The sequence below is a fragment of the Ruminobacter sp. RM87 genome (assembly GCF_000701925.1).
GTDB classification, from domain to species: Bacteria; Pseudomonadota; Gammaproteobacteria; order Enterobacterales; family Succinivibrionaceae; genus Ruminobacter; species Ruminobacter amylophilus.
On record NZ_JNKD01000004.1, the window covers coordinates 30,280 to 42,533 of the forward strand.

Consider the following 12,254-nt stretch of genomic DNA (forward strand, 5'->3'; position numbering starts at 1 on the left):
TTATTTTTTGATTACAGACCAAGAGGAAAGAGGTGATCCGCTGTTTGAGTAACACCTGCTGTAAGTAGAGTTATCAATATTGATGAGAATTCTTATGAATCCCATGCTGTCATTGCTATCAAGAGTGAAATTCATGTTGTTGTATGAGCTGACAGCCGAATTTTCCTGAATTTCAAAGCCTCTCTGTCTGAGCTGGTCAACAAATTCCTGACTGAAAACATCATTCTGAAGAACGCTCTGAGTAATATTCAATCTTGTGTTTGCCGGTGAAAACTGCTGGCTGAGAAATGACACTGAATCCTTGGCTATTGCTGAAGAACTTGCTGAAATATCGGCAGTGGCAATCGTGCCGGTAGTTTGTTTTACGGGAGTTACACAACCGGAACAAAATACTGACATAGCGATTAAGGCACATGAAAAATAATGTTTCATTCTGATCTCCTATCCTATTTTGAAATTCTGCTGATTGTTACCTTTTCCTGGTCAGATCCCACACCCATGATCAGGACAGCCGTATTGAATACAGAATCAACGATAAATTTGTTATTGATGAATCTGTAATTTACGAGTTTTTCCTTATTCGATGATTTATCCAGGACAAGCAGAGTAGGGATTTCTGTATAGGTTGTTTTGTCAGAAAGCTGAATAATGGTTTTAACGCCATTGTTATAGACACGCACTGGTGTCCAGTCTATCTGGCTGTCACCTTTAATTTTGTAATCAAAGTCGAGATCACCAAGGTATTCATTTGTTGAGCTAATGGTGTTATTTGCCATGAATGACTGCTGTCTCTGATTTTTGATTTTGAATTTCTGAATTGCTTCCTCCGGATAGATAAAGCTTACTTCGGGCATCAGTTCTGTTTTGTGAGATTTCAGATTCATGTGATATGAACGGCGGTTAGTGGTAACAAGCAGATTTGTTTTAAGATTATTGTCAAGAGGCTTGATAACCAAATGCTGAATTTCTGAAGCTCCGTACCCGGTGATTGCCGGTTCAATCTTCCATCTGGCACTGTCGCCGATATGAATTGAATTCACCTCTTCTCCTGGCTGAAGCTGAATGTCGCAAACCTGAAGAACGGCACAGACAATATCAATTGACTGACCTCCAAAAATGAACTGGATTGATCCGGCTGGTCCTCTTACTGGTGCGGTGGATGCCGTGGTGTTCTTCCAATCCTGGGTTAATTTAAGAGCTTTCAGCTCCTGGGGCGTGAGTTCTACATCCTCTCCATAAAAATACTCGTACACGAATTCATCATTGAATGACTGCTGATTGTCCGGGGTTGCCACTTCATCTTCAGCATGAACTCCGAATGGAAGCAATAAGAAAGAAAATATAAGTCCTTTGTTTACGATACCTGAAATTACTTTTGATAAATTGTTCATTTTGATTCCTTACAAATTTAAATTTTGGTCCATGAAAAGTTTTCGATATAGATTCCTGCTGGATTACTGCGGATCATTTCCTCTGTGAAATCACGGCTGTCCACGATATAGATTGTGATAAGGGCTTTCCAATGAGCTTTGCTTTTTAAAGAACCGGTTCTGGTTCTAGTGCTTTCATCCCATTCAATCTGATATGTGGTATCGCTCTGAGCAAGAATTGATGTGATTTCCACATTAACCATCTCTTTTTCTGCTCTTTTATATGGATTTTTCTCAGGATCTCCGTTGAGAAATTCATTCATTTTGAGAGTCGCTGGATCTGATTGATTCATCTTGTCGTAAAGCTTAAAAATAAGTTTTCTCTGGATGCTGACATCCGGAGTAACAGTTCTGGCCTGTTCAATAAAATCTGCTAATGTCGCTTGAATGACTCTCTGATTGCTGAATGTTGAGATTTCCAACGGACCGGAAGCAGCTGCCACATGTCCAAGCTTGTCAACCTCGATAACATAAGGAATGTATTTTGATTTTGTGCTGTTATAGACACATCCGAAAACAGCTACCAGAGCAATGAGCAGCGAAAGACTTGTCATAACCTGCCAAAGCTTACGGGAAGCGACCTGGGCTGCAAGATAGTCGTTCCATGTTCTTCTTGTAGAGAGAAAGGGATTATCGGACTCGCCTTTTCTGCGACCGCCTGCCAAAAACGTTTCATTTCTTTCCTGGAGTTTGTTTTTATTCATTTTCAAAATTCTCATCGGTTAAATAATCTTCAAGATCGATACCACGGGATTTAAGCCATGAAACAGTCCAATAATCGCCGTATTCATGTTCCAGATTCTTGATGGTTGCTATTGATTCTTTGTCTGTTGCGCCGACAAAGGAAAGGGTCAACGGTCCCAGAGCCAGTTCAAACAGTCTTCTGCCGTTTTCAGAAACATAGTAGTACTGACGTTTAGGGATCATTTGGGAGATGATTTCAATCTGTCTTGAGTTAAGTCCCATACCCTTATAAAGCTCAATGTTGTTGTCTTCCCTGGCATAAACATTGGCCAGGAAGATTTTTGTCGCTGTGGATTCGGTGATAACATCCAAAATTCCGGAATTGGCAGCGTCGCTTAATGATTGTGTTGCCATTACCACAGCACAATTGGCTTTACGAAGAACCTTCAGCCATTCCCTGATTTTTTCTCTGAAAACAGGATTTCCGAGCATCAGCCAGGCTTCATCAAGGAAGATGACAGATGGCTCGCCTTTGAGGTTCTTTTCAATTCTTCTGAACAGATAGAGAAGAACAGGAAGGCAGTATTTAGGGCTGAGATTCATCAGGTCTTCTATTTCAAAGGTACAGAAATCACTGAATGTCAAACCGTCTTCAGAAGCGTCCAGCAGATGACCAAGCAAACCCTCAATGGTATAAGGTTTTAAAGTTTCCCTGATGTTTATGTCCTGAACGGTGTTTGTGAAATCTGTTAAGGTTTTTGCTCCGGTGTTATGCATTGATTCAATTGCCTGGGCGATAACATTTCTCTGGACAGGTGTTATTTTGATGTCATTCAGCAAGAGGATGTTTTCAATCCATTCTGAAGCCCAAGCCCTGTCTCCCTGAGTTTCAAGAAACGCCAGAGGGCAGAAATTGAGACTTGCATCATCGCCAGCCAGGGCAAAATGACAGCCTCCAACGGCTTTGGTTAACGGATACATTGATAAGCCTTTGTCAAAGGCGTAAATGTGCATTCCCTGATAACGTCTTAACTGAGCAGCCAAAGTTGCAAGTAATGTAGATTTTCCTGCGCCGGTGGGACCGAAAACGAAAGTATGTCCCAAATCTCTGACGTGAAGATTTAATCTGAAAGGGGAAGCTCCGTTTGTCAGACAGTACATCAGGGCAGGGGCGTTCTTTGGGTACATAGGGCAAGGACAATGTTCAAGTCCGGTCCAGATAGTATTGGTTGGAATCATGTCTGACAGATTGAGAGTATTCATGAGAGGCTGTCTCATGTTGTGGTAATGCCCCGGCAATGAATCTATGTATGCAGAAGTGGCATTTACAGTTTCCACACGCGCTGAGAAGCCAAGCTTCATGATCTGTCTTTGAATTTGCTGAACAGTCTGTTCCAGGTTTTCTCTGGATTTGTCGTAGACGAGAACTACTGAGGTGTAGAATCCGCTGGAAACGTAGCCACTTTTAACTTCATTGATAGCATCTTCACTGTCCTGCATCATAGCGAGTGCGTCAGAGTCGATTTTGCCCGAATTGGTGTTGAAGAGCTGATCGAAGAATCCTCTGATTTTCTGTCTCCATTTCTTTCGGTATTTGTCCATGATTGCAACGGCTTCAAATTCATCCATGAAGATGAACCTGGTATTCCAGCGGTACTCACAAGGCATATCAGAAAGAATATTCAGAATTCCCGGATAGCTGTCGTTAGGGAATCCTTCGATGTTAATTGCCTGGACAAAGGTATCGTCAATTTTTGGTGTAATTGCTGAAAAGAAATCATGACCGCCAATGATGCTGTCAAGGTACATCATCTGAGATGGAAGCTGAATCGGGTGCTGTTTTCCGGTAATTGAGAAATTCAGATGTTCCAGCAATTCATCATAAGTTACTTCATTTCCTTCAGAATCAAGCTTCTTGTAAGTCTTTAATCTTCTGAGTTTGAAGACAATACCGAGACGGAGTTCAAGCTTGCTGATTTCGTTTTTGAATTTTTCGACCAGCTTATTTGTTGATTCCTGCTGCTGTTCTTGAATGCTTCGGTTTTTCTGAGCATTTTTAATTTCATCGACAAACATTAAATCAGTGAGCTTCTGTTCTGCCAGAAGAGGAGGAACGAAAACTACTGTAATTATTGTTTTGGTCTTAAAAACGGTGTTTTGAGCATTGAAAAAAGCCCTTCGTTCATTATCAATGGCCTGACTGATTTCATCAGGAAAATTTGAATTATTTCTGTCAGAATAGGATGATGTTTGAGAACGAATGGAATCTACATAAAAGATCCAGTTTGAACCTAAGTCCTTAATGGCGTTGTTTATCTGACTGCTGAGATTATTGCGTTCTTCATCTGTAGTGGAATAAGTGTCCCCTGAAGAATATTCCCATGACGCGATTAAGGAACCGTCTTTACAGATTATGATGCCATCGTCAATATACGCTGCATAATTCAGCAAATCTGAAAAACCTTTACGTTTTTGACTGTTTCTTAAAAAATGCTTCCCATGTAGTACAAAAATTAAAAGATCAATAAAGAGAAGAATTGTAATAATTCCCACAATGGAAACTACTGTTACAATGATGCTGATATAATCCATTTATCATCCCTTGTATGTCATACCTGATTTTGTTAATACTGCTTTGTAGTTATTTTTGGGATTTGCGAGGATATGCGTATGCGGAGGAAAATATTTCTGCCGGAACGCAAATGATGCAAAAAAAACAGTTCGCATCAAATGATCTCTTTTTGCAATTCTTCTTGAAGGTATAAGCACCATGAACCAGAAGCAAATACCACAAACGGCTGACACAAGATTCTGACCAACGGCAATTGATGAAATTGTGATAAGAGCAGCCATCATTACTACTTCACGATCTCCTCCCATAAAGGTATTTGCTCTGTGCAAAGAGCGGTGGATAGGTATATTTCTAAGCATTAATTATTCCTTTAAAACTCTGCCTTGATAATACAAGACAGAGCCGTATAAATGATTTTTGAAAGACTAATTCTTTATAATCACAGTTGCTGAATCAGTGTTTAAATAAGCAGGAGAAGCATTCATAACCGCTTCCTGAGTAATCTCATAGCCGGAAGATCCGAATTTTTCGACAATTACGTTACCCATAATCAGAAGTGAACATACCAGTACCAGGTAAATTACAGATTTTAAAAATCCTGAAATCTCACCGCCGAAGATAAGAGCAGCGCCAGAACCGACAATACCGATAAGAGCAACTGCCTTGGCAACAGGTCCGGTCAAGGAATTAGAAAGATTAGTCAGCATGCTTTCATAGGGCATACCTGTTCCGGTTTCTTTAGCAACGGCTACTGATATGCCACATAAGGCAAAGACAGAAATGAAAAGTGATAGTTGTTTTAACATATGTTTTAACATTGAAATTTCCTTATTAAAGTTAACTAAGTTAAGAAAAATATTTAGCACATGCTAAATATGGGTAACAGTCATGTTTTATAAAATCCTTGTTAAATAGGTGTTCTCTGAATTGCTATATCCATTTACTTCAAGTATTTCTTTAATTTTTCGTCCAGTCTGAGTTCGAGCAATGCAGACAACGATATTGACAGCTTCGGCAATTAAAGGCTTTATTTCGGATGGAGCGTTTTTATTCATAGAAATGAGTGTTTCCAAACGATCAAGACCTGCTTTTGCATCGTTGGCGTGAAGTGTTGCTGAACCGCCAGGATGACCTGTATTCCAAGCCATCAGAAGATCAAGAGCTTCTGGTCCACGTACTTCGCCCACTAAGATGCGGTCTGGTCTCATTCTGAGAGTTGTCTTTAAGAGATCTGTCATGCTTACATCTATAGTTGTATGAAGCTGAACAGAATTCTTGGCAGTACACTGAATTTCTCCGGTATCTTCGATAATTACCGGACGTTCTTCAGGTCTTTGATGAACCATCTCTTCAATGATGGCGTTTACAAGAGTTGTTTTTCCGGAACCAGTTCCGCCAATAACTAGGATGTTGCGATGATTTGCGATTGAGTCTTCAATACAGGTCTTTTGGTGTTCAGTCATGATCCCGTTTTCAACGTACTGGTTAAGAGTAAATATGGATATGGCCTTTTTTCGTATAGTGAAACAAGGACCTGAAGTAACAGGTGAAATTAATCCGCTGAATCTTGATCCGTCAATTGGCAGCTCACACTCCAGAATTGGCTTAGAGGGAGTGAGTTCCTTATTGTGGTATGCAGAAATAGTTTCCATGAATGCCATTGCTCTGACCTTCTCGTAATAACCGACCATTACGGAAGGCTGTCCTAATTTTTCAACCCAAAGAGAACCGTCAGGATTGAGCATAATTTCCACTGTTCGTGGATCGTTAAGCGCAGTGAGCAGCTCTGTACTCATGTTTCTTTGCAGAAGTTCTATCGTTCGTGAATATTTTGTATCGTTCATTTTAATATTTTGATAAATAGCGGTTAATACCTGTATTATATTACATTATGTTGATAATGAAAGAAAATATTTAAAAAATATAGAAAATGAATTTTCAGTAAATTTCTAATGTACTGCCAGTGAACAGACATTGAATTTTTTTAGCATGCTAAAATCTGAAGAAGAAAAAGGGGATGACGCCAACGATGAATGTAATGGGCGAGATGACATAAAGTACAACTGTTTATGCTGTTACTTTATGATTTGAGGTGAAAGATGAAGAAAGATTGAATTGAGAAAAGCAGTAGACAGATGAATCACTTTGAAACAGAGTTATGCCATTTTTCGATTTGGAATGCTCTTGTTTTACTCACTATTGCGGTGATAACCACTTTGCCATTCTCCAATTCTTTTCTATGGCACTTGCCAGATTGAGAATCTGATTCTACAAAAAACAGGAACAAAGGAACGGACAAGATATCGGAAATTTTAGACATTAACTCAAGAGAAGGGTTGTATTTTCCTCGTAAAATGAGGTTTACAGTTGTTTTGGAAATATCTGCCTTTGCTGCTAACTCTGCCTGAGTTAATTTTTGCTGCGCTAAAAATTGTTTCAAGTTGTCAGAAAAGATTGTGTTGTAACTTATCATGATTGTTTTGTGTTAGAATATCGTGAAGTTTAAAATATATTTGTAGTCGTATTGAATTACAAAATGTCATTTCGATTATAGCAAATTAATTGTAAAAATCACGTTTCGGACAATAATAATGATTAGAGAATCGACATTATGTTCTTTTTCTGAATGGGAACGACCGACAGCTGATGAGATAATAGAAGCTTTGGATATGCTTGATTACACCACAGCTGAATGGGCAGAGCTGATGGGAGTTCAGCAAGCTACAATATCACGGTGGAGAACTGGAAAGGTTAAGATTCCTTATACGGAGTGGGCAACAATCTGCTACTTAACCGGCTTGGGTGATATTTGGGAAAAGGAAGACCGTATAGGCAAAATACAAAAAAAAGCTAATCGAGCCAGGGTTTACTTTATCCGCTACAACCAGAAGGCAAAGCAACGAGAAAATGAAGTTCTAGAAGAAAAAGTTTGAATAAGTTCAAACTTCTGTAGTGATGTGTAAAAAAGACTTGCCATTGTTCAGAAAAATGATATCATTTAGCTGTCCTCTTGATGAGCGACAGCAAATTTTGATTTTCAAGTATTAAGTAAAGCGGTTTCTAATTCATAGGGCGATACTGTTGGAGTTGAAAGGCGTTATTTTGAAGTAATCGCGAGCCGTAGGGTCAAAAGGGGAGTTCAGCAAAAACCCAACCTGCTATCCGCTACCTTTCTATTTTTTCTATTTTTCTGCACTGTAACCGTTCTTTAAACTGCACCTGACCGAATATCTTATCCTCGGTCATGCCGTAACCCGGTTCAAAAGAGCACAAAGTAAAGTTAGAAGAGTGGACATCCATTCCAATATATATTATCTTATTCATAACGACCTTCATTTAATGTTTGCGGTAAATCCGTATCTGTTTACAAACATCTACAGTTTACACGGTAAATCCACGTTTTTACATTCTTTCGTGGAGGTCGTTTCATATTGTCTGTCAGCGTAATCGTCAGGGGATAGCAGAGTGGAATTTAAAGTACGGCTGTTGTTTGTGCACTTTGACATTACAACCTCAGATCTGTCGTAAATGCATTTTTCCAGTTCCTGTTTAATTTTTTCGCACTGTTCCAGCATATGTCCGAGAGCATATTTTTTCTGAAAATCTGCGAAAGCGTAGACGGTAAATATACCGGCGGCCGTAAATGACGCCAGAAAAAAAGCTATGGTCAGGTATTTCCCTGATATTCTGTTCTGTAAACTGCCGTGGTTCATAGCTTCATGGTTTTTATAATGTCGAAAATCTGATGATAAATGTCGTGTGGTACATTATATCAAATCAGTAAAAGATTTATGTAATATAAGAAATAAGGAAATACATCTCAGTGACAGATAATAAAAAGCCTGAGATTGAACTCAGGCTTTCCGATACTTATCTGCTGATTGTTAATTCAGTCATTAAGCTCCGAAGAACTTTATTGTATAAACAACTAAAGCTGCAATTGACAGAACAGCGGCCAGACCATAGAGTACATAGTGATGTACACGAGTGGTGTGGATGCAGAGATCATGCAGACCGTGATAGATTCTGTGGAAACCGTGCCAGAAAGATGCTGAAACGATTACGAATAAAGCACCGGCACCCCACCAGGTCTTAACAATTGCTGCCAGCTTGAAGCAGTCAACACCGAAGCCCTGAAGAATCATGAGGGTTAAAATTGCAGGTAACGCGAAAGCGATAACCATACCACCAAAACCGAATAAACCCCAGTAAATCGGTTCATCTGAACGACGAGTAGTCATTATGGTTCTCCTTTAAACTAAACAGGTACATGCCAGAACGATTACTGCGAATGCAATCGCAGCACCAATCCATTCAGCTGTAACAATCAGTTTAGCTGGAATAAGCTTGGTGTCAGTTGGTTTCTTGGTCGCAAACGTACGAACTGCTTTAGGCATCAGATTGAACCAGGTAATGGTGTGGTACATTACAGAAGCTAAAGAAAGAATGTTTACGATAATAACCAGTGGATTCTTTAAGAAAGCTGTTACAGATTCTGCTGAGAGGCAGCTTAAAACTAAAAGTTCAAGTGCTACAACAACAGCTAAAACGGCAGTAGCTTCACGAATCATATAAGCGATATAGAAACCGCGATCAGTCCACCAGTTTGCCTTTACAGGACGAACGTATGGCTTACGATATGACTTTACATTGTTTTCCATTATTCTTCCTCACCTGGCTTGAACATCTTGATAACATAGTCGATAGCACTTGCCTTCTTTCCGAGCTGAATAGCTGAAGCAGGGTCTACGTGCTTTGGACATACCTGTGAACAGTAACCTACGAAAGTACAGCTCCAAACACCTTCATCAAGGCTTAACAGCTTCATACGTTCAGCAGCACCAGCATCACGGCTATCAATGTTGTAGCGGTAAGCAAGAGTTAAAGCAGCTGGTCCGATGAAGTTCTTGTTCAGCTTGTACTGAGGACATGCAGCGTAGCAGATACCGCAGTTGATACACTGAGCGAACTGAAGGTAGCTGGTCATCTGCTGTGGAGTCTGAATGTAACCTTCGGTTAATGGCTTGTTTTCATTTTCCTTTGAAGGAATGATGTAAGGCTTGATGCGTTCAAGCTTTTCAATGAAATCAGAAATATCAACAACGAGGTCGCGTTCGATAGGGAAGTTGGCTAAAGGTTCAATCTTCATTGACTTGCCGGCGTAATCTCTTAAGAAGGTCTTACAGGCGAGCTTTGGTACACCGTTAACCATCATACCGCAAGAACCGCAAACTGCCATACGGCAAGACCAGCGGAAGCTGAGTTCAGGTTCCAGGAAATCCTTGATGTAGTTAAGAGCTTCAAGTAAAGAGGTTTCCTTTCTGTAAGGAACTTCAAAATCCTGAAGGTATGGTTCTTTATCTGTTTCAGGACGATAGCGTGAAACAGAAATTTTCATGATCTGATTGTCTGACATTACTTAGCTGCCTCCTGTTGTCTCTTCTTTTCAGCATCTTCAGCAGCTGCGCCGTATACACGTTCAGCAGGCTTAAAGCGGGTGATCTTAACATCGCTGTAGCTGATGGTTGGAACGTCGTCGCCATTCTTGAATGCAAGAGTGTGCTTTAAGAAGTTCACGTCATCACGCTTCTTGTATGCGCCGTCCGGACCGTCAAGACGCTGGTGAGAACCGCGGGATTCCTTACGGTTGATAGCAGAGTTAGCCATACATTCTGCAACGTCAAGAGTATAGCCGAGTTCGATGGCATTAAGGAATTCAGTGTTGAATACGCGACCTGAAGTATCCTTGATCTTGATGTTCTTGTAGCGCTTCTGCAGAGCCTTGAGGGTGTCGATGGTCTTCTGCATTGATTCTGCTTCACGGTAAATACCAACACCTTCTTCCATGGAATCGCCCATTTCATGACGAATCTTAGAGCAGCTTTCAGTACCGGTACTGTTTTCAAACAGCTTGGTAGCCTTGAGAACAACTTCTTCAGCCTGCTTGGTGAGGAATTCTTCATTGCCGAACTGTACTGACTTGGCGTACTTGGCAGCTTCAATACCGGCAACCTTACCGAATACGATGGTTTCAACAAGAGAGTTAGAACCGAGACGGTTAGCACCGTGAATACCAACAGAAGCACATTCACCGGCTGCATATAAACCAGGCTTGCGGGTTGCAGTCTTGCCGTCGGTTTCAATACCACCCATGGTGTAGTGAACTACTGGACGAATTGGTACTGGAGATTCTGCTGGGTCAACACCGGCATAAGCCATAGCTAATTCACAGATCAGAGGGAGACGTTCATGGAGATAATCCTTACCAAGATGTCTTAAGTCAAGGTGAACTGCATCGCCTAACGGAGTCTTGATGGTTCTGCCCTTCTTCTGTTCGTTCCAGAAAGCCTGTGAAACACGGTCACGCGGACCAAGTTCCATGTACTTGTTCTTTGGATGTCCTACAGGAGTTTCAGGGCCGAGACCGTAGTCCTGGAGGTAACGGTAGCCGTCCTTGTTAACAAGGATACCGCCTTCACCACGACAGCCTTCGGTCATTAATACACCGCAACCGAGCAGACCGGTAGGGTGGTACTGAACGAATTCCATGTCGCGTAAAGGTACGCCGTGGCGGTAGGCGAGAGCTATACCGTCGCCGGTTACGATACCGCCGTTGGTGTTGAAGCTGTATGCACGGCCGGCACCACCGGTAGCAAGAATAACAGACTTGGCAATAATGGTACGGCATACACCGTTCTGGATATCGTAGGTTACAACCCCCTTGATCTGACCGTCTTCTTCAAGAAGGTCGAGAACGAAGTGTTCGTCGAAACGCTGAATTGAAGGGTACTTGATTGAAGTCTGGAATAAGGTGTGGAGCATGTGGAAGCCTGATTTATCTGCGGCAAACCAGGTACGTGGTACTTTCATACCACCGAAACGACGTACGTTAACTTCGCCGTTAGGTTTTCTACTCCAAGGACAACCCCAGTGTTCGAGCTGGAACAGTTCTTCAGTGGTGTGAGCTACGAAGTAGTCAACAACATCCTGTTCGCACAACCAGTCACCACCGGCAACAGTGTCTTCAAAATGCTTTTCAAGGGTATCGTCTTCACCAATTACACCTGCAGCACCACCTTCTGCGGCCACGGTGTGGCTGCGCATTGGGTATACCTTGGAAATCAGTGCAATCTTAGTGGTTGGATCCTGTTCTGCAACAGCAATAGCTGCTCTGAGACCAGTACCACCTGCACCAACTATGGCGACGTCGGTCTTAATAATCTCCACGTTATTCTCCTAAAAAGGTACAAAAATAAAAAGTTAAAAGGTTAAAAAATAAGACAGCCGTTTATGACTGACATGCTGTTCGCTATTTTACCAAAAATCAGCTAAAAATTCTCACTTTTTTTGCAGTAAATTTCGTGTGTGAACGGAGACTGTGTGTATGATTTTTTTATGAATGGCTTATGTTTTTATCAATAGATGACTATATTGAGAGACTGATTTCAGGTAATGCCTGTGATTTGAGACGGTGATACTGAGAAAAGATGACTGAAGATGAAGGTTGTCAGGTACTCATCAAAGGACGGAATATAAGAGCCGGAAAATGATATTCCGGCTCTTTTTCT

The 12,254-nt window shown here is 41.1% G+C and carries 14 protein-coding genes; 1 reads left to right on the forward strand and 13 read right to left on the reverse strand.

Features of this window, described 5'->3' with window-relative positions:
• The 8 genes from T489_RS0102165 to T489_RS14040 all read right to left on the reverse strand — a co-directional run bounded on the left by T489_RS0102165 (window position 1) and on the right by T489_RS14040 (window position 7,159).
• Window positions 1–432, reverse strand: a complete 432-nt coding sequence (locus tag T489_RS0102165; protein WP_031578403.1) for a hypothetical protein — start codon at window positions 430–432, stop codon at window positions 1–3.
• Window positions 433–446: 14 nt separating this feature from the next.
• On the reverse strand, window positions 447–1,391 hold the full coding sequence (gene trbG / locus T489_RS0102170; protein ID WP_084155368.1) for a P-type conjugative transfer protein TrbG: 945 nt from the start codon (window positions 1,389–1,391) through the stop codon (window positions 447–449).
• Between the two features lie 17 nt (window positions 1,392–1,408).
• The gene (locus T489_RS0102175; protein ID WP_198020393.1) at window positions 1,409–2,134 is read right to left on the reverse strand and encodes a VirB8/TrbF family protein; all 726 of its coding nucleotides are present in this window, start codon (window positions 2,132–2,134) and stop codon (window positions 1,409–1,411) included.
• The gene (locus tag T489_RS0102180) at window positions 2,127–4,706 is read right to left on the reverse strand and encodes a VirB4 family type IV secretion/conjugal transfer ATPase (protein ID WP_031578406.1); all 2,580 of its coding nucleotides are present in this window, start codon (window positions 4,704–4,706) and stop codon (window positions 2,127–2,129) included. The genes T489_RS0102175 and T489_RS0102180 overlap by 8 nt, the downstream gene beginning before the upstream one ends.
• 3 nt (window positions 4,707–4,709) lie before the next feature.
• Window positions 4,710–5,045, reverse strand: a complete 336-nt coding sequence (trbD, locus tag T489_RS0102185; RefSeq protein ID WP_051621718.1) for a conjugal transfer protein TrbD — start codon at window positions 5,043–5,045, stop codon at window positions 4,710–4,712.
• A 66-nt stretch (window positions 5,046–5,111) separates the two neighbouring features.
• Entirely contained in the window at window positions 5,112–5,504 is a 393-nt protein-coding gene (locus T489_RS0102190) for a TrbC/VirB2 family protein (RefSeq protein ID WP_031578408.1), read from the reverse strand.
• A 75-nt stretch (window positions 5,505–5,579) separates the two neighbouring features.
• Entirely contained in the window at window positions 5,580–6,530 is a 951-nt protein-coding gene (gene trbB, locus T489_RS0102195) for a P-type conjugative transfer ATPase TrbB (protein ID WP_031578410.1), read from the reverse strand.
• A gap of 296 nt (window positions 6,531–6,826) precedes the next feature.
• Window positions 6,827–7,159, reverse strand: a complete 333-nt coding sequence (locus tag T489_RS14040) for a helix-turn-helix domain-containing protein (RefSeq protein ID WP_051621719.1) — start codon at window positions 7,157–7,159, stop codon at window positions 6,827–6,829.
• A gap of 118 nt (window positions 7,160–7,277) precedes the next feature.
• On the opposite strand from T489_RS14040, the gene T489_RS0102205 reads away from it, so the two are divergent.
• Entirely contained in the window at window positions 7,278–7,619 is a 342-nt protein-coding gene (locus T489_RS0102205) for a helix-turn-helix domain-containing protein (protein WP_051621720.1), read from the forward strand.
• Between the two features lie 441 nt (window positions 7,620–8,060).
• On the opposite strand, the gene T489_RS0102215 is transcribed toward T489_RS0102205, so the two are convergent.
• The 5 genes from T489_RS0102215 to frdA form a co-directional block, all read right to left on the reverse strand.
• A complete protein-coding gene (locus T489_RS0102215) occupies window positions 8,061–8,399 on the reverse strand; it encodes a hypothetical protein (RefSeq protein ID WP_031578413.1) in 339 nt (112 codons plus the stop codon).
• A gap of 183 nt (window positions 8,400–8,582) precedes the next feature.
• Window positions 8,583–8,927, reverse strand: coding sequence for a fumarate reductase subunit FrdD (frdD, locus tag T489_RS0102220; protein ID WP_031578414.1), 345 nt, complete (start codon window positions 8,925–8,927; stop codon window positions 8,583–8,585).
• 12 nt (window positions 8,928–8,939) lie between these two features.
• Window positions 8,940–9,347 carry a succinate dehydrogenase/fumarate reductase transmembrane subunit gene (locus tag T489_RS0102225; RefSeq protein ID WP_031578415.1) on the reverse strand — a complete coding sequence of 136 codons (408 nt, stop codon included), beginning with the start codon at window positions 9,345–9,347 and terminating at the stop codon, window positions 8,940–8,942.
• Window positions 9,347–10,102: a succinate dehydrogenase/fumarate reductase iron-sulfur subunit gene (locus T489_RS0102230; protein WP_031578416.1), complete on the reverse strand. Its 756-nt coding sequence runs from the start codon at window positions 10,100–10,102 to the stop codon at window positions 9,347–9,349. The genes T489_RS0102225 and T489_RS0102230 overlap by 1 nt, the downstream gene beginning before the upstream one ends.
• Entirely contained in the window at window positions 10,102–11,913 is a 1,812-nt protein-coding gene (gene frdA / locus T489_RS0102235) for a fumarate reductase (quinol) flavoprotein subunit (RefSeq protein ID WP_031578417.1), read from the reverse strand. Before frdA ends, T489_RS0102230 begins: the two co-directional genes overlap by 1 nt.
• Window positions 11,914–12,254 lie beyond the last annotated feature (341 nt).